Genomic DNA, 21,583 nt, shown 5'->3' with positions numbered 1-21,583 from the left:
CCGCTCGTTATCGTGACGCCAGTGAGATAACCAGCGTTTTTGGTTGCTCTTCGTGCGATATGAGCAGTAATTGCTTACCCTTCGTGGACCAGTTGGCTCGAATTAACTTTTTGGTAGAGCTATTAAATAGGGGGACTTCCCTCGTCACAACAGGTTGTGCATCCACAGTACTTTCAACGAGCTTTCCTTTGTCATCTGTGTAGGTCACCTGTGTATCCGCACTCCAGGAGGGCCATTCTCCTTTTCCCAGAACCGTTATTTTACCCGTCCTCGTTTCCATGATTCGGATTTCACCCTCGTTTACAAACGCTAGAAAGCGACCGTCTGGTGACCATTCAGGCTGTGAGCCTTCTGCGATTTTCCATTCCTGGAACGAAATCGTGCTGCTCACCCAAATCTCCTGAACGCCATTTTTGGTACGGGAATAAGCGATTGAATCGTCGTTTTGCGACCAGCTGGGAGCCTGATACGAGACGCCTTCCTCTTCTTTTAGCAATCGGCTGCTGCCCATGCTGTAGGTCGTTGGCAGATCAACGACCCATAGCCTTGAAAGCTGGTTTTGGTGCTCGACAACCGCGATCTTCGTACCGTCATTCGACCAGGAAACGGACGAGTATTTTCCCTCCGTTGGTGGCAATTTCACTGAAATGGGTTTCTGATCAGTGTTTAACGGAAGTGTACGTAATACAGACGATTGGGAAATGTACGCGATTTGGGTGCCGGCAGGGTCCATATCTACTTCTTCTGCTGTTGCTTGAACAGGAAGTGTGAGCAGCTTAGGCTCACGCACGGAAATCGCATCCTTGGTCCACCATCCATAAGTTCCAAAAGCTAGAGCCACAACCAAGGAAACAACACCTGCCTGAATAAGCTTCTTTCTTGCTTTAGACAAGCTGGCATCAGGTGACTTTTTCTTTTGCGCCTCTAACTCTTTCATCCTCTGCAGCAATTGCTTTTTCAAATCAGATTTCAATTGATAGTTGACAGGGACGGAACGCCGCATCTGTTTTAAATGGGTCAGGAGCATAGGAACCGTCTGGTCTTCGTCATAACCCCGGGGGTTTTGATTCTCCTCTCTCATTCGGAGTCCCCCCTTTCGTACATTTTCTGCAATTTTTGCAAGCCACGGTAAGAAATCATTTTGATGCTTGACTCGGTTTTATCCAGAACCTCCGCCACCTGACTGATTTTGAGATCGGCAAAATAACGGAGCATTAACACGTCCTTTTGATCCTGTGACAATAAGTCGAGCCGGTCACGAAGCAAACGAATCTCTTCATTCGTTAATGCTTGCCGCTCCGGCTGCCAGGTATCATCCTGTTCTGCTCCCAGAAATTCCTCCTGATCTACTGGGATCTCCCTGTTTTTCCGCATGAAATCCACATAGGCGTTATGTGCAATTCGAAAAATCCAGGAAGCAAACGGACTGGTTCTGCTATATTGTTCAAATTTTTCCAGCGCTTTCAAAAAAACCACCGTCGTCAAATCGTCTGCGTCCCATGAATTTTGAACGCGGCAACGCAAATATCGGTTGACACGATCAAAATATTCGTCATACAGTTCTGTAAATGGACGAGCTTCATAATAGTTTTCATTCGATTGGACCGATGATTGCGCGGAGCGGTTCATTGCCATCCCCATGTACGGTTTCCTCGGTTTCTTCCAGTCTTAATAAGCACATCTCTTCATGACGAGGCGTGCTATTAATTACTCAGACTTTTTATTTCTACTCTAACTTCGTATTACGTTTGGACCCCGAAGAAAGTAACAGAATTTAGGATAACTTTTTTTGAATTATTTTTGAAGGGCACGATTCAGCTCAAAAATGATATCCTCTGCTGCCTCAATCCCCACTGACAAGCGAACAAGCCCCATCGTAATCCCGGTTGCCTGGCGCTGTTCCTCCGTGAAGGCACGATGCGAGGTTGTCACCGGATGGGAAACACTGGTCTCCACACCAGCAAGGGATGGGGCAAATTTAATCCAGTCCAGCGCACGATAAAAATCATAAATTTTGCTTTCATCCGCCAAGGAAAATGAGACCATTGCTCCCTGTTTCTGTCTGTGAAAAAAGGAAGTTGCTTCTTTGCTTGGGTAGTATACTCGCTTGATGGCAGAGTGTTTTTCCAAGAAATCTGCTACTTGACTGGCATTGTCACATTGACGTTCCATCCTGATCGCAAGGGTCTTCAGACCACGCGCCGTCAACCAGGCCTCAAATGGGCTGAGTGAAGCGCCGTAGTTTACAACAATTTCTCGAGCACGGGCAATTCGTTCCGGATCCCCGACTAAAACACCAGATGTGACATCACTATGCCCACCGATGTACTTGGTGGCGCTGTGCACAACCAGATTAGCGCCCAAGGAATATGGCTGTACCAAATAAGGAGTGGCAAACGTATTGTCTACCATCACGGTCAGCCCATGCTGTTTAGCTTGCTCGATCCAGTACGGCATATCTACGACTGTCAACAGTGGGTTCGTAATGGTTTCCAGGAAAAAGAGCTTGGTATTGGGGCGAACATGGTCTGCGAGTGATGCTTCTTCATTCAGGTTGATAGACGTCAGTTCAATGCCAAAACGTGATAGCTCCTTGTACAGCAGTGCGTAGGTTCCTCCATAAATTTCATGGGAGGCCAATACGTGATCACCAGGTCCCAAAACTGAGAGCAGCCCAGCCATGATTGCGCCCATTCCTGAAGCCGCACTGACACCTGCCTCTGCCCTTTCAAGAGCAGCGATTGCATCAGAAAGCTCCGCCTGATTGGGATTGCCATTTCGCGTGTATAGATACTCCCCATCGCCTGTATAAAACTGCTCTACCTCCTCCAAGCCTGCAAAAGCAAATACGGAGGTTTGGTAAATTGGAGTCGACTTACTTTTAACTTGACGCAAAGGCTCATGCCCAATATGTACTGTTTTGGTTTCAAAACGCTCTCCCATGTTTAACCACCCTCACCATCATATATGTTATAATGCCGCATCATTCCCAATAGAAAGGCAATTGCGAATATCATCTCAACCTTGAGTCAAACACCGCATTTCATCTGACTCCATCATACCACGAGTACAGGTGGAGCATCCACGTGATTGGCATTTTGCTTCGAATCGATTGCTTATCCATCGAGGAATCGCATATGGGGTCACCTTTTAAACTTTAAATATACTCTTTAATCATATGAACATAAGCATTAAAGCAACAAAACATAACATTCTAAGTTAGAAATAGCATTTATTCCTGTATTTTCTGTCGGTTTCTACAACTTTTACATCGTTCTACCAAAGTTTGACCACACGCATCTTTTTATTATAATGTGATGTGGAGCGTAAAACGAGCATATGAAGGGATGAAGATGAATGAAACGTACGCTACTAGCGGTAAGTTCGATTTTACTTTCAATAAGCCTACTAGTGGGATGTAGTAACTCCACTGCACCTACATCACCCGAGTCTCCTGAAGCACAGCCGACTCAACCACAAAAGCCAGCGGATACCACCCCGGCGCAGCCACCTGGTCCAACCGGTGCGAAGAAATATGACAAAGCGCCAACTATGCAGATCGACAAAGCAAAGACGTATCAGGCAAAAATCTCCACAACCATGGGGGATATTACCGTTGATCTGTTTGCAAAAGACGCTCCTATCGCAGTAAACAATTTTGTTTTCCTTGCAAAGGACAAGTTCTATGACGGTGTTACGTTCCACCGTGTAATCAAGGATTTCATGATCCAGACTGGTGATCCACTTGGCTCTGGTAAAGAGGGGAAAACACGCCAACCATCCAGTGGGAGTAGCGACGAAACCATAGCTAGTGAAACGGTTGCTTAAACGCCTACTTTGACAGGATTTTAAACGCTGCCTTTAATAATTCATTTAGATCTATTCGGTAATCTATTACCACTTTTTTATCAAAAAAACTTACAGATCGAACTAGTTTTGAAACCATCATTTTTTTTGATGGAAGATCACATTCTTGATATTTATTGCTCCAATTGAACAAGGATGATTTTAACTCTTTGATTTTCTTCTCATTCTTCGTATTTACCTCAATCTCATGACTCACATTATTTATTCTTTTTGTACCCTCCTCCATTTCACTTTCTTTTAGTTTAATTTGTTCCATTACGTATTCTTCTGATAAAACACTCTGCCCTACAGCAATTTTTAGAATAAGTGATTTAACAGCTTCTAGTTCATGCATAATTACCTTTTTTTCTTTTTCTAAAGATTGCTTTGATAATTCAAGATTACCGATTTTATTTTGTTGGTTCTCGTCAAGTAGTGACTCGAATTGCTCTAGATTGATTAGGTATTCGACAGTGCCGTTTAATTTCTCTACTGTAAGATTTTCGTACACCTTTGCCCCAAAGTAACTTTTTGGGTGAGTTTCGCGATGATTTAAAGACTTTCTACATACATATCTCCAATACGTATAACTAGTTTTTGTTCCATCTTTTCTTGACTTGGTTTTGGTGCTATTGTCAGCATACAATTTAGAACCGCAGTAACCACATTTGGCAATGCCATTTAGGAGTAGATTGTTGCTGTGAGTGGGAACAATCCCCTCATTCATTTTCTCTCTTCTTGCGTCAATTATCTTCTGTGTATCATCAAACACTTCTGATGGAATAATCACCAAATCGTCTCTAAATGGCTTTAGTTTTACTTCGTTATCATTTGCTCCTTCTTTATGCACCACATTATATCTTTGAGTCCCAGTGTAGACTGGGTTTCTAAGAATTCTTCTTACAACATTACTTCTCCACTCAACTCCATTTTTAGACTTATAGCCAGCCTCATTTAAGTAATTAGCAATCTTATCAGCTCCATAGCCTTTTTCCAATACAAGATAGAAAATCAACTTAACAATTTTGGATTCTGATTCACTTAATCTAATATCTTTTATTGTTTTGTCATACTTAGGATGATTCATTCCAGTATCAAATATCTCATACCCATAAGGAATGGCACTTCCACTCCATTTCCCTTGCTCATTCATTTGCTTAATTGCTTCTGTAACACGTTCAGATGTCTTTTTACTTTCCCCTTCAGCGCTCCAATACCTTAAGAAGCTAATTAGAGAATCAACATGATGCTCATTTTTATTTATTAAGCCATCCATTACTGACCAAACTTCTACACCATGTTTATTTAAATACTCCAACATAAAAGGAATTTCGTCTTTCTTTCTCCCTAGACGGTCATCCTTCCAAACTACAAGGATATCAAAGCTTTTTTGCTCTGCTCCTTTTTTAATTTGTTGTAACTCATCTCTATCCTCTACACTCTTTTTAAATCCTGACACACCTAATTCAGTCAACTCTTTTGTCAAGCTCCATTCTGGTCGAGTACTGATAAACTGCGCAACTGCATTTCTTTGCATAGGAATATCATCATCAGTTACCTGTCGTTCTGTGGAAACTCGATAAAGCGCCCATACCCTTTTTTTCAATTTATCCACCTCATCAGCTTTAGTATATGTTAATTATATAATTTTATTTAAAAAAAGAAAAGCCCTGTGGTAAACAGGACTTAACTTGCATAAAACCTTCCAACTGCTTTCATAGCATCATTGTGTTCATTTAAATCATTAGTAAAATTCATAATTACATGGAAGCCGTTTTTGTCTTTTTTGCATTCAGCAGTCGCAGTACCATCTCCGTTAAATCTTACAATAAAGTTATCTCCATTTATAATCAGTTTTCTAATGATAGCCATCCCTCCCAGACTGCTTTTAGTAATTTTATGCTTAATGTTTTGTCCAACTTGACTGACAGGCCTATATAACTAATCCATTAATCCACTCGACAGTTTTATGTAGATATTTTTTTATCAATGATTCCTTTAGAGATGTACTTCTTTATGCTTTCATCTACAAATTCATTAATTTTATATCTATAGTTAACCTTTAATTTTTTGCTTTCAATTCTAACTCCAATGCTCCGAGCATCTTCTCGACTGACACTTGATTTACCTGTCTCAACTGCAAAGTTCCAAAAGTCATTAATATGTATAAAGAACACTTCATTGTCTTTAGTTTTTGTCTTTAACTTTTGTTCGCGGTAATTGACAACGAATCCAGCGATAACGCCCTGATGTTTAACTGCTTGTCTAAGTCCTTTTACTTGACTGGCCTTAATCATTACATTAGTTGTCGTATTCTTAGGCTTTTCTTCAGGCGAACTCTTACCCTCTATGTATGGATTGAAACTAATTGAAGCATCTTTTGTGCTTTTCAATTCAAGCAACCAGAGAAATGGCATCGTGTGTTGAATGGCATCACACAAATTAGATGGCGTAAAGGAAGAGCCACTTCCCTGTAGCCATTTAGCCGTATCCTTTAATCTCATATAATAATGATCGGAGTATTTGTAACTGTCCTGCCAATTTTGCTCAAAAACCTTTCCCTGTTTTGTATTTGCCATCTCGTCTCCTTATCCCATTTGTCCCATCAAACATACATTTCATTGTGTTTTTTGTTTGTAGAAATCCTCGAATCCCTCATGTGTTCGTATGTATTCAATAACTTTCTTTACATGCACTTTATATTTTGTGTTATTACCATCTATACCTTTAGTCATGTAAGGGTACTCGTCTTTCTTGTCTTTGTAATATCTAGCTTCAAGAAAGTATCGGTCTCCAAATTTATCTCTGCCAAGTGTGCGCACAGACAGTTTTATTTGTCTTTTACCCTCATCTATCCAAATGTAGTGATAAAGTTGCATTGTTCCGTCTTTATCGAGCTTCGGTCTTTTAAATTGATATATTGCGCCATTATGGTATTGGTATTCAGTTTCCCCGTTGTAAAATAGTCCTTTTGGAATTTCAATGATCTGATCATCTGCTTCAAATGTTCTCAATTTTGTTCTTTCTCTTCTGAGAATCGCGTTCAATTCCCTTTCCAGTTGTCCGATTTCAGTGTTCAGGCCTGATCGAGCTAGTCGTTTCGTCGGTTCATCTAACCCCATTTGGTCTAGATTCTCAACGACTCGCTTCAAATCCTCAATTTGTTTTTCATAAGTATCCTTCAAACAACCCTCTCCTTTTCAATCAATGTTAGATTTCATTCAAAGCTCCTCATACAAATGTTCTGTGGCGTATTCTGGAGTGAACTCAACCCACTTTTTAAGCTCTCCGTTATACACCTCTACTTTTAGGTTTTCAGGTTGCATCATATCTTCTACTTGTTTCTCAATTGAATATTTTCCATGAAGAATTTCTGCACATTTCATGTTGTGCCAAGTTTGGAACTTTTTACTTTTTACCAATCGTTCAAACGCTTTCTTTTTGTTTTGATGTTGGCTACGCTCATCTCTACTTTCACCTGCCGCACCGCTTTCAAGATGAACAATTCGAACACCAGAATCGGTAGTGTTTTGATGCTGACCACCTTTACCACCAGACCTAAATGTATCAACTCGAAAATCCTTCTTCGTTAATGTAAATAACAATTCTCTAGACATTTAACAACTCACTTTCCCTATGAAAGATAAATTTTATTGCTCCACCATAAGCCAGACAACGAAACCTGCGAACAATACACATATCATCGTAAAAATCAGGCTTACGATTTTGGCACCACGACTTTGTGCATTCATCCAGTCATTGTATGCCCCATACGCAAATAGTAATGGCAATGCAACAAACAGTATGAGTCTAATTAGCAAATCCATTGGCCTCCACTGATTCAAAAATTAATTTTCATCCACTTTTTAATTTTAGATAAAATCTTTTCTTCATACTTTTTACAGCTGCCATCCTCTAATGGGATGTATTTGCATTCCCATGTTGCTCTAAAGGTGCTCTCACACCATTTACAATTAAGACACACGCTGTTTTCCAATTCATCAAATTCTTGATCATCCATCAACAAACCACTAATCTCATACACAGATTTGTAATTGGATAAATATACTGACTCTTCGAATAATTCCTCAAAGAGATAAATGCCCTTTTTATATCTATGACCTAATTCATAGCATTTAATTGGCAGATTTTTTTGTGAGTATTCTCTCAACTCATCTAAGTTATCTACTTCTTTAACCAGATATCTATCGTATCCATCACACTCAATTAACAGCATGCACAATCCTCCATTCTATCTTTAAATTGTAATTGCACTAATCAAATCTTGAGTAAACTCTTTACCATTCTGAAAGAACCTAAATTGATACTTCAACTTACCATCTTTCCAAGTTTCCATCCGATATGTATAGTCGTTTCCACTCTTTTTTGACAGATCCAATGCTTTTGCAACCACATTCTCAATGTCTTCATGCTCATAGCATAGCTCTTCATCATCCCAAGCATATTTCTGCAATTTGCAGGTCTCCCCCATACACACCCACCCCTCTTTGAAACTTAGATTTCATCATTAAGCAAAAGCCAAATTTACAACTTTTTCTTTATTTGAGTTACCAATCAACCTTACAATAAAGCGTGAGAACTTATTCTTGTTTAAGGAATAGGCCTTATTCATTCTCCAGTTCGTAAATACATAATTTGATTCAGTATATACAACAATTTTATTTACTTCATTTTCTAAAAGCCAATCCATCAGTCTACTGAAAGCCAACATCTCAATTTCAGTGCAATTTCGCTTTTTATCTAGCAACTCATAGAATTGATACTCAGGATTGTTCTCTAGGTCAGTAATCGAAAATGCCAATGTTGACCTGTTGTTAATTGATTGAGATGCGCCATCAATATATGCCCTATACATTCGACTCCTCCTTTGTCTTAATGCAATATTGCTTAACCTCATTATTCGTGACCTCTAAGCAGTTTAATTGATATCCGTAAGCTGCTCCTCCATCAATGCCAATCTTACCTTCTGAGAACCATACATTAGCGCTTCCATGTAGGCTTACGCATGGGGTGTGACCAAACACAATCGTCTTATCAGTCTGAACCTTTCCATTGTGGAACTCATCTCGAATCCAAATCATCTCTTCATATGGAGTTAACTTCCAATTTTCATATTCAGGATTTAATCCTGCATGGACAAAGATGTGATTATCTGTCTCATGGTAGTAAGATAATGTCTTTAGGAATTCCACATGATACTTGAAGTTGTTCAAGATAAACCGTTTAGCTTTAAGCGTATCGATACCTGAGTCAAAGAAATCAAGGCCACAATATGATTCAACTGTTTGTAAGCCACCATTTCTGAAGAAGTTGAATTCATTCATTCCGTCATTTGTTAGTAACCAATCTAAGAACATTTTGTCATGATTACCGATTAAAGCAATTGCATCATATGTATTTACAAGATCAATTACTTTATCTAAAACCTGCTTACTTTGACGTCCACGATCTACATAATCACCAAGCAGAATAAGCTTGTCTTGTGTTGAGTTGAAATTAACCTTATCTAATATCCTGATAAATTGGTCATAGCACCCATGTATATCACTTATCGCAAGGATTCTGTTATTTTTCAAATTCTAGTCACCTCTTTATTTGCTAACATAGGTGGGCGTATTGTCATATTCATAGTTGTTAGCATTATCTCCCCATCCTTCGTCATAGCCCATTAAATAACCATCATTGAATCCTTCTTCAAAACCTTTATCAAATTGATCTTGAGCATTTTTCAAATGCAGCATGTCCAATAACGATTCAAGTTCATCAGGCGAGAGACCATTTTGACCATTGTTTCTATCAAACAGAAACCAGCCCAATTTCTTTAAGTCATCTGATTCAGAATTAATCAGGTCATTAATTTTATTTTGCATCTTGTCCTCCTTTGTATTTTTATTTTGTTTTAGTTAGCCAATAGTCTGGATAGTCTCGTCTCAACACTCTCATGCCTAAAAGATGTTGTAGTCTATGAATTGCATCTCCAAATTCTACTTGGTCATTCGGATGTGTAGGCTTTAAAGTTACAAATCCATTCCAAGCAGCAACAATATGATCAGCAATTTCTTTCTCTTCGGTTGTCATTCCTCCGTTTGAGTCCACTCTAACGACCTCCTTTCGTTAAAATTAGATTTTTAATTGATCTTCTCCATATAACATTCTCTTGAGCAAAAGTCAGGCATGTCACTTGGATAGCCAACAATAAGTTTGAAATTAACTCCGCATGCCTTGCAATTATTATGTGGTTCTTCGATTGCTTCTTCATATCGTATGTATCCATTTGACATCTTTTCGTCTACTTGGACATCGTATCCGCGCCACATATATCCACCGAAGATCGGAGTGCCATTATGGTATATGTATTTTCAAAAACGTATGGTGAAACTGTGATTTCCTTTCTCCAATTCGGCTTTGATTTCCATTTGGTAACTTCCCTAACCTTCCTGTGTAATTCCTCATTTTCTTGCTGAAGACGATAAACTAACGACTCCAGTTCTCTTATTTTCTTACCGCCAAACAACATACCAACTCCCTTAAGGTAGATTTTTATTCAGAGGTCTTAAAGTATTGAGGTGGGGCATATCCTTTAAAAAACTTGTCTGGTTTAATACCAAATGAATTTTCTAAAGAAATTTGTTGTTTTTCATGTCCTCCATTTAGTTCATAATTAAAATTTTCAACTAAATATTCAACCATTAAATCTAAGATCTTATCAGGAAACTCACTGTCAAACTTGTCATAAAGGCGACAAAGCGTATCGTTATCGGCAATATCGCTCAGATACTCGATGAAAACTTCTTTTCTATTCACTAATCTAACTCCCTAAAAAGTAATAATTTCATTGTGTTATTTTACTTTATTAAATACTAGCCTCTCACCACTAACCTGCAATTGCACTCGATCATTTGAACGCACTCTATATGCATGACTAAATTGTTGTGGAAACCTAACTTTATTGTCTCTAACCTGAGCACCTCTTCGTTTATCATCCGTTTTAACCAAAGCAAAGTATCCTGTCCCAACTCTGAGTTTCAGCCAATCACCGTTTTCAATGCATAACTCATCCATCATAAATGTAGGAATCTTCATGAACACGTTATAACCAGCTCCTTTTAGGTTTTGTTCAAATATTGTCAAATGGTTTGATTTCCTCCTGTTTTAAGTAACATTACCTTCTTTGTCTAAAAGACCATACATTGCACCGAATTTCTCAATACACAACTTCTTAAAGCAATCACTGTCATCACAAATTATGTAATCTTCTACTTGATATGTTTGATCGCCCTCATATAGTTCCTGTTTGCAAATGCAGATTGCTATAGGTTGTTGCTCTGCTTCTTCATATACAAATCTGTCCATCATTCATTCTCCTTGTGTGGGGATTCTATGATAGTGTATTCGACAAACAGATTTATATTTATCATTTAGTCCAATTTCTACCACTTTACCTGAATATACTGGCTTACCATCATTAAACTTTAGAATGTGAGTCGCTTTTCTTGTACAGTATGAGCACACCGTTTTGATCTCTTCAATCTTGTCTGCTGCACATATAAGAGCCTGACTTCCCAAGAATAATTGGTTTCGAAAATCTTTAAGCAGTCCATAGCAAATAACTGGGATATTAAGCCAGTCAACAATATTAGCAAGCTGATTTACATGTTTACTTTCTAAGAATTGTGCTTCATCAATTAGTACACAGCTGGGGAGATTTTGTTCAACTAATGAGTAAATATCTGTATCACCATGTATTGGAATTGCTTCTCGACTAATGCCAACTCTTGAGGTAACTCTCCCTACGCCAAACCTGTCATCTAACGCTGGAGTGAAGATCATAACCTTCTTACCAGAATCTTCATAGTTATGAGCTGAAGTCAATAACTGAAGCGACTTAGAAGCTGACATTTGACCATATTTGAATATCAACTTTGTTATGTTTTTCACCACCATTATTTTTGTTTAATATGTTGATTTATTACACTGCCAATAGTCCATAAGATGTTTGACAGTGTTTATAAACAACGTCTATAATGTGTCTCAGATAGGTAAGATGGGGTCTTACCTATCCTCTGTATTTCTTCTTTTTGACTTAGGCTTGCTTAATGTGGCAAGTCTTTTTCTTTTAGTAATTCGTATCCTGATTCTCCTTCCTCCTCTTCTTGCCTCCACAGAACTAGTCCATCATATGTATTTAGGAATCCATGAAACACTTCTCCATAGTCTGTGTAGTATTCGACTAGTTCTAGCTTGTGGGCTAATCTGTAATCAAAATCATGCGACTTGGCTAATTCCTCACTGTCTGTTATTTCATATTCTTCCGAATCTTGCGACTTGAAATGATAAATGTTTCTGACTTCGAATGACATTAGGATTCCCCCTATTATTGTGGACTGGTGTGGTTCGCTGCGAGCTCACATGATGATGCACCTCCTTAAAGTTTCTCAGTGTCAATGAGCTTTCTATACATGTCCAAAGCTTCAATTTGTATTTTCAGCCTGAATATTGCTTCGTACTCATCAAATGAAATATGTTTTGTTTCATTGGGAGTAATGTTCAATAACTCAAGTATCCCAGACTCTTTAATGTGATTAGTTAAATCAACTACTTTTTTTCGAATGAGTAGAATTTTAAGCATAGAGATCATTTCTTCATTGTCAGGTAGTTTAGATTCATAGATTTTTTCTTGTTCTTCTTTGATTTCTGTTTTCGTCAATTCTTTAGCTGCAAGCTCTTCATATTTTACTGCTTTTAATTTTCCGAAATGCTCTTTAAGTTCATCCATTGAAGGTATTGTTATTAATACGCTATCTTTTCTCAATTTTTGGGTTGGGAAAAACTTCTTAGTTTCATCGTCCCTCTTCACTAATTGAGGTAGAATAACATGTAAGTTGTATAATGCAGATCTGTATTTGCCCCTATTGTACGAATCTGGTTCAAATATTTCTCCAAGCTCTTTTTCTGTCATGGCTTTAAGACTTGCGGACGATACCCCCTCTGGATACACAGCGAGTATTTGAAGGGCTTTTCTTCTGATGATCTCTGTTGCTGAAAGTTTTTCCATTGTACAATCACAACTTTCTTAGAATTTCTAAGAATAGAATACTATGACTGGTAAGATATGGTCAAGGTATATTTTCTAAGAATTTCTAAGAATTTATCTATCCTATCTTTCTTGTGTGAAGCAGCTTCAATATACGGTTTGCCCTGCGTATGTATTTAGTTTCGTTACTATTAATGCTGCAAAAGAATTTATGTAATGTCATCAGATCATTATAAAGATCAAGTGCTCTATCATACCTGTCTATTCTTGCTCTTCTATCATTCTCTTCTTGTTCTGCCACAAGGATCAAGTTGTCTGCACTTGTACAATATACCTGCCCATTTGCATCATCCTTCACATCATACTGAATGATTGATTCGTAGTGAAAGTTAATGAACATGGCACTACTCTGTAATCTTGTAATTGTAAATACTCTCTTGCCAAATCCTTTCATGTAAACTTTGTCTTTCACTTTGAATATCTTGTCCATTATTAACACCTCCATCGATATATCTCTAATGAAATAGGACTTTTATCTAGAGTTTAAAGAATTCCTTTCGCTTAGTTGCCCAACATCCACACTGACATTCGTTGTCGTTCGTACACCTCCTTATTCTTGCACTTGGTAAACTGTATGGACGATTAGCAAATTGGAGCCTACCTTCTTGACAGTCAATTTCATCAAGGATTCGTACAAGTTTTGATTTTAGTTCGGTTTGGCGAAACCAAGAGAAGAATCCATTAATTGAATCCATTTCTTCTTTAAGTTGATATGCCTTTTCTTTTAGTTTAGAAACATTTACTCCTCCGAAAAATTCACCCCATAGCGAACTCAACATCTAGTCTCCTTTCGTTAAATACATAATTTTATTTATTTTTGAATATCTTAGACATCGTATCAATCAAATGTGCAGCATCTTGAGCAGACTTTTGACTTGCGTCATACTCGTTCAAAGTATCTAGGGCCATTTGAGTTTCCTCATCAAGTACAACTCTGTTCTCATTTAGATAATTCTGTCCCCATGGTATGATCTCATCCATCCCTTCTTTCTTTGCTGCTTCTTTGTCAGTTTTACACTCAATTACCCATTGAATAAATGGAGCTAAGATTGCTGTCATTGGAATAATGACTCCACACTAAATTAGAATCCAATCAAACATTTCATGATCCATAACTCTTGCAAATAGGATGCCGAAAAGACTAAGAGAAAGACTCCCAATAAATTTAGGATAGTAAAAATCCCTCCTATCAAAGATGAACACTCTAAATTGTTTTATCATATATCTGCTCCCTCCGAATGAATTTGCGGTTCATGTTGTTCTTCTACTTCATTCTTCACCGCCCTTTCCAAATCAAACTGACAATTCATTGGTTTTTTACATTTTGAAGCTTTTCAAGTCTTGATATGCTCTCCAAGGTTGTATGACTCGCCTATAAGATTCGATAAACTTTCGAATGTCATCATATGTATCAAACAAGTTCTTCTTTGATTTTGATTTTACATAGTACATGTAATCACCTCACATCCCATTGAAATTGATGATTTATTGCATTACTGAAACAACAAGGCCAGTCGCACAGATCAAGCCCAGAGAACTAAAGCTAACTTTCTCCGCTTTGTTAACACTCGTTAGAAGTCCACAAAGTGTACAGCCTGTCCCAAAAGCAAACATGGATACCTGAAGCAGAACTAGATCCATTGATTCTCTCCTCTCATTTAATTGTCCAAACCAGTAACCCTTGAATAAAGTCCATAAAATCTACCTCTACGTAGCAGCTCTTCAAATCCTTTTCGATCCATCATTACGTACTTGTCATATACTTTAATTTCCCATCCATCTTCCTCAAGAACAATTTTGCGTTCAGGGTATTTTTTTGTGTAAGGTAATTTACTCACCTATTCTCCACCTTTCAATGAAAGTAGCATTTGATTGAATCTATTTTACATATACTCTTCGTTTTGATTCCTTGTATCTAAAGTTTAGATCAAAGTACTTTGGAGTTGTTTCATATGTATTAATTTTGTTCTTGTTCACCTTGCTCGTTGCACCAAGACTACCTGTAGTAATTATTAGTTTCTTCTCTCTTCTAGTTAGACTGTCTGCAACCTTATTATTTTTTCGACTAATCCAACTAAAGCAAACATGTCTAAAACCACTTGTGATTTCATTTATCATATTAAATCTTTCACGACTCTTGTTATCTGTCTTCTGACCATTTGCAGTTTCAATCACGCCTTTATTGTCACCATGTACACTTACATCTCTTACTCCCAGAGCTCTCAATCGTTTCAACAATTTAATCAATGCAATCACTTCTGCTTCATTGCTGTCGTCTGTTCATGTCATATACACAGTTTCATCTATTACTTTACCTTTGTGGTTGTAAATGACATAAGCAAGTGCAGCAATACCTTTATTCCAGTCATACGATGCATCAAAATAAGCTCTATGCATGTAGACATCCTCCTTTTTTATTTGTCATGTAATGTATTCATAATGCCACGCACCATTTTTCCACTGATAATACACTGGCCTAGAAAAATACTCATTACTCTCATCAACGTAGTAAATCTCACCCTCCTTCGCTTGCATTGGCAAATCTCTGAAGTAGTTAACTGTGTTTAGCATATTGCTCATGGGTTATCCAGTACTCCCCTCGGTAAAAAAGAATCCAACAAGTTATTTACTCGTTGGATTCATAATATCATTTATTTTAAGTTAGTAAATAGGTTTTATTATAATTTTTTACTTAATATTTTTGTCGTATATCTTAAAGTAATAGTCGTATGGATTCTTATTGTCTTTGACTCCCTTAGCATTGCTGATGTGTTTCCACTCACTCATATCGATCTCAGGGAAGTGTGTATCACCTACAAATTCATGGTCAATTTCAGTGATGTACAGTCTATCTATGTAAGGTAAGAACTGTTTATAGATTGATGACCCTCCAATAACGAATACTTCTTCACCAGCTTCAGCGTGACTCTTACACTCTTCTAAAATAGGCTCAATTGAGTTGTAAACGTCACACCCTTCTGCTTGATAATCTGGATTTGATGTTAGGATGATGTTTGTACGATTATGCAGTGGTCTACCAAGTGATTCGTATGTTTTTCTTCCCATGATTACTATTTTCGTTGTGGTGAGTTGTTTAAAATATTGTAGGTCATTAGGAATAGACCAAGGCAAGGAATTATCCTTACCCACTAGACGATTTCGATCATGGGCGACAATAATTGAGATCATTAAATTGCTACCTCCATCTTAATCGATGGATGGTACTTGTAATCAATCAACTTAAAGTCATCGATAGTAAAGTCATAGAAATTTTTAATTTCAGGTTTGATCCATAGAGTGGGTGCTGGATACGGGTCACGTTTAATTTGTTCAATTAATGCTTCTTGATGTCGGTCATAGAGATGACAATCATCAATATCAAATGTTAATGTGCCAAGTTCATACCCTGTCACTTGCGCAATCATTCGCTGCAATACATAGTATTGAAAAACATTGAATGGATTCCCTAATGCCAAATCGTTTGACCGTATACCTACAACCAGGTGCATCTTGCCTCTTTTTATAATCCAATTTGTCTTCCACACACATGGAGTTAGGGACATTTCATCTAAGTCATCTTTATCCCATAAAGTTGTAAGATGTCTTCGAGAAGACGGATTGTTTTTCAATGACCATAGTAGATAATCAACCTGATCAATTTTTGGGTAGTCAATGCCTACGTTGTATTTGTCTTGTTCAATTGTTTGTGAAGGAATGGCTCTGCAAGGTTTTCCGAGTTGATAGCCATAGGCTGCTCCAATAGTTCCTTTCCACTCACCTTCTTGAATTTCCCATTCATTCCAAATGTGAAAGTTCATATTACGCAAATCCTGAACCCTGTTTGATTTTATTTGCCATATCCATAAGAGTTCCTTAATTGCAGTTTTCCAATAAACTTGTTTGGTGGTAAGGATAGGAACCTCTGTGTTATCAAATTGCAATTTCTTGGAAATCACACTTTTGGTATAAGCAGGCTTTCCATCTAACCATATAGCACGTACTTGCTTATCGTTGTCCCATTCACCGTTTTGGATAATGTCGCTAATTAATTCCTTATACTTAATATCTGCTATCGACAATTAAAAATCCTCCAATAAATAAAAAGTGTAATTAATTTTCCAAATATTTGTTGATCGAGAATTAATGGTATGGTATGGTAATTATGGTTGTACAACTAATATTTTCCATAAAAGGAGTTGTTTGTTTTGAAAAAGGCTCTTCTTGCAACATCTTTGTCGCTAACTTTGTTAGCTTCTGTAGCACTACCCACGTCTGCCAATTCTCAAGATTCCATCCAAAGTTCTCAAAAATCCAGCCAAAAAATTGTAGTTAATGACAATGGACAGAATGTAGTTGCAAATGTGGACATACTTCAAGATGATAACAAGATCAGGAAAGTAAAAGTTACAGTAGGAAATAATACAAGCATTGTTGAATATGATAAAGTATCACAAGTATTTACAATTAATGAAAATGGTGCAATTTCTAAAATTGATCAACGAGCAGCAGAAATGAAACTTTCCAATAATAAACGTGCTGCCGCTAAGGACATCGGTGACTATGATTTAATCGATAGTTATTCTGAGTGGTGGTATGACTCCTATTATGATATCTACTATTATGACAAGGTAAATCGGTATTTCTGGGCTATTTCAAACGGAGATAGATCAAAGACTACTTGGGAAACAAGTTCTAATGCTTCTGATTTAAAAGAATTTAGATCAACACTTAACACTTTAAGAAGCCATGAGCGATCTGCTGAAGTTGCGGCAGGTGTTATTGCGACTTCAGTCACAGCGGCAGTCCTGTCAGCTCCTGCTACGGCTGGTATCGGTACAATCATTGGTCTTGCTGTGGGTGCTGGAGCTACTATGTACGCTGCTGAAAAATACTGGAACGCTGTCTCTACATACAGAGATCTCAGATACGTCTATGCTAGAGTAACAATTCAAAGCTAATTAACTTACTAGAGTGAATCTTTTTTATGGATTCACTCTAGTTACATCCACTTCAAATAAGGGGAGAGATATTATGCCATATTTAATGCCATCCTTGTTGACAATATCGGTTGTATTAGTTATCTGGAACTTTATAGTTTCATACAAATATAATTTGCATAGAGTTACATTAATCCCAACTATTCTTGTTCTTGTGATACTGCTTTATTTACTGTTTAATTTTTTAAGAATGTAGATTAAATCATTTTTCAATCAATTTCTGCTTTTATTGGATCTCTAACACCTGTAAATTGATACTTTCTTTTATAATTACAACTTTTGATTCCCCCTCCAATGCAGCTCCAACAAACTCATGAATGTTCTTTGCTTGCTCGTATGTATAGTCATCAGGTACTTTAACAATAAGGATGCTGCCCTCATTTAGCGATAGAGTAGATTCTGCAATGACATCATCATTTTGATTTACTGTCTTAAGAACATATTGTTTCATGTGATCACCCTCCTATGAATTAAAACTTGGTCTTTATTAAATCTTCACTTATTTGTTTGATAAATGTTTCTGGATCAGGAACCCGTGACATATCTAAAGTGATGTTTGTTACATTCTTAATCTTGGACGATTCCCGAAGTTCCTCTACGATTACACAAATGCCATCTGCTATTACTGCTAGAAAGATGACAGGCATTGCGAATGCCAGTGGACCCCCCTCAAGAATCATCAAAAGTATCGCTATGATTGTAAACAACGTTTTTCGAATATATTGCAATGCGTAATCTCCATACAACTTGATTTGATTTACCACTTTATCAACTCCCGTTAAAATATAATTTTATTTAGTTAATTAACCTTGTAACATTGATTCAATTTCACCAATCTCAAGTTCAACCTTCTTTTCACTTGAAAGAAGTTGGTCAAGTTTAGATTCCATCGCTTTAAGTTTCCGCTCTTCTTCTTTTCTACCTAAGAACTCAAGTTTTGCCTTCAAGTCAGCGATCCAATCCGTTACATTGTAGCCACTGATATTGTATTCATTGAGCAAGTCTAAATCTTTCGCTGCAATTGCATATGTATTGAGCTTGACCATGAGAGTAATCAGCTGTTCTTTGTTGAGCACTTGAATGTTGTGTCTTACTCCATCAACCTCAATTGAGCAATTTGTGACTGGGGTGAATTTCTCAGACTTGCTCAGTTTACTTTTCTTATCCTCGATTTGCTTCTTAAGCACCAAGATTTTTTGATCGTTACTATTTGCCATCTTCTACTCTCCTTTTTGGTATAACTTTCCATTTACTAAGTATTTGTTTCTGTACATTGGTTTATATTCTGAGTGGATCTCTTCAAGTGTTCCTTCGAAGATTGTTTTATCTTGATAGGAATAACCTCTGCTAAACCATCTGTCAGTTACACGTTCTTGTACAATAACGCTATATAGTATATTGTCTTTATTGTTTACTTTTATTTTAGCTGTTTCGTCTTCATTTTTATTCAGATATACAATTCTATCCCAGTAATTAGATGAGTTGATCTTATTGATAAATGACTCAAGTGTGTATTCAATATACTCATCTTTAGTCTTGTCGTATGGGGAATAATCTGTCATGTGTTCCAATGATTCAAACATAGCAGCGTAATTATCCACTGGTTCAGAAGACACTACTTCAATGAATTTATCTCCAAGTGATTTCAACTTCAATAGTTGTAAGTACGGCTTTCCTTGATAATCCTTAGAATCTTTTGCGAAGAAGTAATGCTTCCCTTTGTTGACATCAGTGTAATAACCACTTTCCCCTTTCTTTTCGGGGCTATTATATTTAGTAGTGTGATAGTCGAACCGTCCCATATAAATCCATTCGTCATTGTCTTTAGTTTTATATGTTCCACCAAGTACTAAGTCTTTTGATTTAACATGTTTGTTCTCATGGAGCACCTTATTGAACTTGGATATTTCTGTATAATCAGGTGAACTTGTCGGAATCAGAATCAAGTCAGTTCCATCCCAACCATATACAAACTCACCTTCAAGGCCTTTGCCCTTAATCGAATTTGTGTTCTCCAGTATGTACAGTAGATTAGGTATGCTAATTTCAAACTCGAAATCGCGTGGGTCATATACCCTAACATATGTCTGACGATGATTCCACCCTGTAGAGTAACCACCAGCTTTTTTATTCAACACAAATCCAGAAGTAGGAGTATTCTCAAAGTCTTGATCTTGTATTTTTTGATCTCTCCAACTTTGCCAAGACTTCTCTTTTCTTAGAGTTCCCTTCTGATCATAGTAAATCACATACGCAAGCTTACCTGTATATGTGCCACTTCTTTCTTGAAAGCCTACCTTAATCTTCTCAGGTATGAATATGTTTGTTTTAATGCGATTTCCCTCCCATTTTTTTAGATAAAATCTCTGCTTTATTGTGTTTCCCATTTCATAATAACCCACAATTATTCAAATAAATTTTAGTTAAATACGCTTCAATAACTTTGAAGAGATGTTGCTGTGATTGCTTGTAAAATGGATGTTCAAATTTAGTCCTTTCAACATATCCATAAGATATTAAGAATTTTTGAGACTCTGAAATCCAGTTATTAAATATAAGAGTTTGTTCTTTATCGATAATTTTGTCGTTACTAAATCTAAAACTTTCCCCTATTGTCAATAAATTATCTATAAACCTATCTAATTCATAGTTCAAGTTATCTCCCCCTCTCTTCTCGTGATATTTTTCTGGAGAGCCTACAATTTAAAATTACCCCCTCCATATTTAGGCATATCTCCATAAAGCGTTTGAAATAGGCAATGATAATCATTGTTTTGTTTTGCAGATTTCTTCAATTTCAATTCAATTAGTTGAGTATTTCTATACTTTGTGTTTATCTTTAAAAACTCATCCTCAAATGTATACCTGTGGACACTCTCTCCTCTTTTCATTTTACTTACATAATCATCAAATATATCTTTTAAGCTCTTGCTTGAATTCATTAATTATTACCTCCCCATTGATCCAATAAAAGACATCTTTCATCAGAATTTTTACACTATATGCAGTGTTTTGTTAAAGACGTAAACACTACATATAGTTTGTTTTTTAATTCTATTTCCTGTTCTCGATCATTTGTCTCTCAATCTCTTGCTTAAGTTTAGGTTCTGGGCCTTCCCAGCCCTCTGGTTTAATAATCTTACCATCCCCTTCACGGTAGCGAGGCTTACCATCTGGGAATAGCTTAGCCATGTTGGCACTTTGTACGATATCAAAGAGAGGTTGAGGATCTACACCCATTACATCAAAACTACCTTGTACGAAGTAATCTACATCAATAAGTGCGTCTGCCTGAGCTACAAGCACATCATCCACTGGTTCGTTTTTATCAATGATTTTCTTGGCAGTAGTATTAATGGATTGCTGAAGTGTCTGAACCATTTCTGCAAATTCATCCTGATCACCAGCTGCTGTTGCATACAAAAACTCAACCAATTCCTCTGCTGTCCAGCAAGTACGTGCAATCGCAATTTCTTTTGAGATTGCTTTAGGTGAACTACTGCTCGCATGATTGAAAGCATGATGAAATTCCTTTACTTGATCCTTTGCGTAATCCAAACCTTTTGTAACCGTCAAGTAAAATTGAACACCTTTTGCTAATTAATTTTGAACACTTTCGTGTTCA

At 37.2% G+C, this 21,583-nt stretch carries 35 protein-coding genes and 2 pseudogenes; 2 read left to right on the top strand and 35 right to left on the bottom strand.

The annotated features are described in order from the left end of the window. Positions 1–7: 7 nt before the first annotated feature. The 3 genes from ADS79_RS14790 to ADS79_RS14780 form a co-directional block, all read right to left on the bottom strand. The gene (locus tag ADS79_RS14790) at positions 8–1,081 is read right to left on the bottom strand and encodes a PD40 domain-containing protein (protein ID WP_049739209.1); all 1,074 of its coding nucleotides are present in this window, start codon (positions 1,079–1,081) and stop codon (positions 8–10) included. Beyond that, positions 1,078–1,641: an RNA polymerase sigma factor gene (locus tag ADS79_RS14785; RefSeq protein WP_049739208.1), complete on the bottom strand. Its 564-nt coding sequence runs from the start codon at positions 1,639–1,641 to the stop codon at positions 1,078–1,080. The genes ADS79_RS14790 and ADS79_RS14785 overlap by 4 nt, the downstream gene beginning before the upstream one ends. 153 nt (positions 1,642–1,794) lie before the next feature. After that, on the bottom strand, positions 1,795–2,943 hold the full coding sequence (locus tag ADS79_RS14780) for a trans-sulfuration enzyme family protein (RefSeq protein ID WP_049739207.1): 1,149 nt from the start codon (positions 2,941–2,943) through the stop codon (positions 1,795–1,797). A 414-nt stretch (positions 2,944–3,357) separates the two neighbouring features. Here ADS79_RS14780 and ADS79_RS14775 point away from each other — a divergent pair, with 414 nt between their 5' ends. Further along, positions 3,358–3,828: a peptidylprolyl isomerase gene (locus ADS79_RS14775; protein WP_084765884.1), complete on the top strand. Its 471-nt coding sequence runs from the start codon at positions 3,358–3,360 to the stop codon at positions 3,826–3,828. Positions 3,829–3,832: 4 nt separating this feature from the next. Here ADS79_RS14775 and ADS79_RS14770 read toward each other — a convergent pair whose 3' ends face one another. From ADS79_RS14770 to thyA, 25 genes and pseudogenes are all read right to left on the bottom strand, one after another. Further along, positions 3,833–5,452 (bottom strand): recombinase family protein, encoded by a 1,620-nt coding sequence (locus ADS79_RS14770; protein WP_049739206.1) that lies wholly within the window; start codon positions 5,450–5,452, stop codon positions 3,833–3,835. Positions 5,453–5,532: 80 nt separating this feature from the next. After that, positions 5,533–5,718 (bottom strand): hypothetical protein, encoded by a 186-nt coding sequence (locus ADS79_RS14765; RefSeq protein ID WP_049739205.1) that lies wholly within the window; start codon positions 5,716–5,718, stop codon positions 5,533–5,535. A 95-nt stretch (positions 5,719–5,813) separates the two neighbouring features. Beyond that, complete coding sequence (locus tag ADS79_RS14760; RefSeq protein ID WP_049739204.1) at positions 5,814–6,425, bottom strand: hypothetical protein; 612 nt, start codon at positions 6,423–6,425, stop codon at positions 5,814–5,816. Positions 6,426–6,464: 39 nt separating this feature from the next. After that, positions 6,465–7,031, bottom strand: coding sequence for a hypothetical protein (locus ADS79_RS14755; RefSeq protein ID WP_049739203.1), 567 nt, complete (start codon positions 7,029–7,031; stop codon positions 6,465–6,467). A gap of 234 nt (positions 7,032–7,265) precedes the next feature. Next, positions 7,266–7,451: pseudogene (locus ADS79_RS36660) on the bottom strand (peptide chain release factor family protein); the annotation flags it as partial. A gap of 45 nt (positions 7,452–7,496) precedes the next feature. Then, positions 7,497–7,667, bottom strand: coding sequence for a hypothetical protein (locus tag ADS79_RS35330; RefSeq protein ID WP_161807293.1), 171 nt, complete (start codon positions 7,665–7,667; stop codon positions 7,497–7,499). A 20-nt stretch (positions 7,668–7,687) separates the two neighbouring features. Next, positions 7,688–8,083 (bottom strand): hypothetical protein, encoded by a 396-nt coding sequence (locus ADS79_RS14745; protein WP_049739201.1) that lies wholly within the window; start codon positions 8,081–8,083, stop codon positions 7,688–7,690. Between the two features lie 21 nt (positions 8,084–8,104). Beyond that, a complete protein-coding gene (locus ADS79_RS14740) occupies positions 8,105–8,320 on the bottom strand; it encodes a hypothetical protein (protein ID WP_141261135.1) in 216 nt (71 codons plus the stop codon). Between the two features lie 54 nt (positions 8,321–8,374). Continuing rightward, on the bottom strand, positions 8,375–8,722 hold the full coding sequence (locus ADS79_RS14735) for a ribonuclease H family protein (protein ID WP_049739199.1): 348 nt from the start codon (positions 8,720–8,722) through the stop codon (positions 8,375–8,377). Then, on the bottom strand, positions 8,715–9,443 hold the full coding sequence (locus ADS79_RS14730) for a metallophosphoesterase family protein (RefSeq protein ID WP_049739198.1): 729 nt from the start codon (positions 9,441–9,443) through the stop codon (positions 8,715–8,717). Before ADS79_RS14730 ends, ADS79_RS14735 begins: the two co-directional genes overlap by 8 nt. Positions 9,444–9,458: 15 nt before the next feature. Continuing rightward, a complete protein-coding gene (locus tag ADS79_RS14725) occupies positions 9,459–9,737 on the bottom strand; it encodes a hypothetical protein (RefSeq protein WP_049739197.1) in 279 nt (92 codons plus the stop codon). A 19-nt stretch (positions 9,738–9,756) separates the two neighbouring features. Further along, positions 9,757–9,963 (bottom strand): hypothetical protein, encoded by a 207-nt coding sequence (locus ADS79_RS14720; RefSeq protein WP_049739196.1) that lies wholly within the window; start codon positions 9,961–9,963, stop codon positions 9,757–9,759. Positions 9,964–10,407: 444 nt separating this feature from the next. Then, positions 10,408–10,671, bottom strand: a complete 264-nt coding sequence (locus tag ADS79_RS14710; protein WP_049739194.1) for a hypothetical protein — start codon at positions 10,669–10,671, stop codon at positions 10,408–10,410. 36 nt (positions 10,672–10,707) lie between these two features. Further along, positions 10,708–10,998 (bottom strand): hypothetical protein, encoded by a 291-nt coding sequence (locus tag ADS79_RS14705; RefSeq protein WP_049739193.1) that lies wholly within the window; start codon positions 10,996–10,998, stop codon positions 10,708–10,710. 21 nt (positions 10,999–11,019) lie between these two features. Further along, the gene (locus ADS79_RS14700) at positions 11,020–11,220 is read right to left on the bottom strand and encodes a hypothetical protein (protein WP_141261136.1); all 201 of its coding nucleotides are present in this window, start codon (positions 11,218–11,220) and stop codon (positions 11,020–11,022) included. 3 nt (positions 11,221–11,223) lie between these two features. Next, the gene (locus tag ADS79_RS14695; protein WP_049740997.1) at positions 11,224–11,796 is read right to left on the bottom strand and encodes a thymidine kinase; all 573 of its coding nucleotides are present in this window, start codon (positions 11,794–11,796) and stop codon (positions 11,224–11,226) included. 164 nt (positions 11,797–11,960) lie between these two features. Then, complete coding sequence (locus tag ADS79_RS14690; RefSeq protein ID WP_049739191.1) at positions 11,961–12,227, bottom strand: hypothetical protein; 267 nt, start codon at positions 12,225–12,227, stop codon at positions 11,961–11,963. Between the two features lie 65 nt (positions 12,228–12,292). After that, entirely contained in the window at positions 12,293–12,922 is a 630-nt protein-coding gene (locus tag ADS79_RS14685; RefSeq protein WP_049739190.1) for a hypothetical protein, read from the bottom strand. A 97-nt stretch (positions 12,923–13,019) separates the two neighbouring features. Further along, on the bottom strand, positions 13,020–13,391 hold the full coding sequence (locus ADS79_RS14680) for a hypothetical protein (protein ID WP_049739189.1): 372 nt from the start codon (positions 13,389–13,391) through the stop codon (positions 13,020–13,022). A gap of 377 nt (positions 13,392–13,768) precedes the next feature. Beyond that, positions 13,769–14,020: a hypothetical protein gene (locus ADS79_RS14670; RefSeq protein ID WP_049739187.1), complete on the bottom strand. Its 252-nt coding sequence runs from the start codon at positions 14,018–14,020 to the stop codon at positions 13,769–13,771. Positions 14,021–14,446: 426 nt separating this feature from the next. Then, positions 14,447–14,602 carry a hypothetical protein gene (locus ADS79_RS35325; RefSeq protein ID WP_161807292.1) on the bottom strand — a complete coding sequence of 52 codons (156 nt, stop codon included), beginning with the start codon at positions 14,600–14,602 and terminating at the stop codon, positions 14,447–14,449. A 17-nt stretch (positions 14,603–14,619) separates the two neighbouring features. Next, positions 14,620–14,799, bottom strand: a complete 180-nt coding sequence (locus tag ADS79_RS14665) for a hypothetical protein (RefSeq protein WP_049739186.1) — start codon at positions 14,797–14,799, stop codon at positions 14,620–14,622. 40 nt (positions 14,800–14,839) lie between these two features. Further along, positions 14,840–15,223: pseudogene (locus ADS79_RS14660) on the bottom strand (reverse transcriptase-like protein); the annotation flags it as partial. 426 nt (positions 15,224–15,649) lie between these two features. Next, entirely contained in the window at positions 15,650–16,150 is a 501-nt protein-coding gene (locus tag ADS79_RS14655; protein WP_049739184.1) for a dihydrofolate reductase, read from the bottom strand. Next, entirely contained in the window at positions 16,150–17,040 is an 891-nt protein-coding gene (gene thyA, locus ADS79_RS14650) for a thymidylate synthase (protein WP_049739183.1), read from the bottom strand. The genes ADS79_RS14655 and thyA overlap by 1 nt, the downstream gene beginning before the upstream one ends. Positions 17,041–17,166: 126 nt before the next feature. Here thyA and ADS79_RS14645 point away from each other — a divergent pair, with 126 nt between their 5' ends. Further along, positions 17,167–17,919, top strand: a complete 753-nt coding sequence (locus ADS79_RS14645) for a geobacillin-26 family protein (protein ID WP_049739182.1) — start codon at positions 17,167–17,169, stop codon at positions 17,917–17,919. 265 nt (positions 17,920–18,184) lie between these two features. Here ADS79_RS14645 and ADS79_RS14640 read toward each other — a convergent pair whose 3' ends face one another. From ADS79_RS14640 to ADS79_RS14610, 7 genes are all read right to left on the bottom strand, one after another. Then, positions 18,185–18,409, bottom strand: a complete 225-nt coding sequence (locus tag ADS79_RS14640; RefSeq protein WP_049739181.1) for a hypothetical protein — start codon at positions 18,407–18,409, stop codon at positions 18,185–18,187. A 19-nt stretch (positions 18,410–18,428) separates the two neighbouring features. After that, on the bottom strand, positions 18,429–18,722 hold the full coding sequence (locus ADS79_RS14635) for a hypothetical protein (protein WP_049739180.1): 294 nt from the start codon (positions 18,720–18,722) through the stop codon (positions 18,429–18,431). Between the two features lie 39 nt (positions 18,723–18,761). Further along, positions 18,762–19,175, bottom strand: coding sequence for a hypothetical protein (locus ADS79_RS14630; protein WP_049739179.1), 414 nt, complete (start codon positions 19,173–19,175; stop codon positions 18,762–18,764). Between the two features lie 3 nt (positions 19,176–19,178). Then, positions 19,179–20,345 carry a hypothetical protein gene (locus ADS79_RS14625; RefSeq protein ID WP_084765879.1) on the bottom strand — a complete coding sequence of 389 codons (1,167 nt, stop codon included), beginning with the start codon at positions 20,343–20,345 and terminating at the stop codon, positions 19,179–19,181. 1 nt (position 20,346) lies between these two features. Further along, complete coding sequence (locus tag ADS79_RS14620) at positions 20,347–20,613, bottom strand: hypothetical protein (RefSeq protein ID WP_049739178.1); 267 nt, start codon at positions 20,611–20,613, stop codon at positions 20,347–20,349. Between the two features lie 41 nt (positions 20,614–20,654). Next, positions 20,655–20,900 carry a hypothetical protein gene (locus tag ADS79_RS14615; protein WP_049739177.1) on the bottom strand — a complete coding sequence of 82 codons (246 nt, stop codon included), beginning with the start codon at positions 20,898–20,900 and terminating at the stop codon, positions 20,655–20,657. A gap of 112 nt (positions 20,901–21,012) precedes the next feature. After that, positions 21,013–21,534: a pyrophosphohydrolase domain-containing protein gene (locus ADS79_RS14610; protein ID WP_049739176.1), complete on the bottom strand. Its 522-nt coding sequence runs from the start codon at positions 21,532–21,534 to the stop codon at positions 21,013–21,015. Positions 21,535–21,583: the final 49 nt, after the last annotated feature.

Origin of the sequence: Brevibacillus reuszeri (assembly GCF_001187725.1) — a bacterium.
GTDB lineage: Bacteria > Bacillota > Bacilli > Brevibacillales > Brevibacillaceae > Brevibacillus > Brevibacillus reuszeri.
The sequence above is the reverse complement of the archived record's forward strand: the minus strand, read 5'-3'. Positions and strand labels throughout refer to the sequence as shown.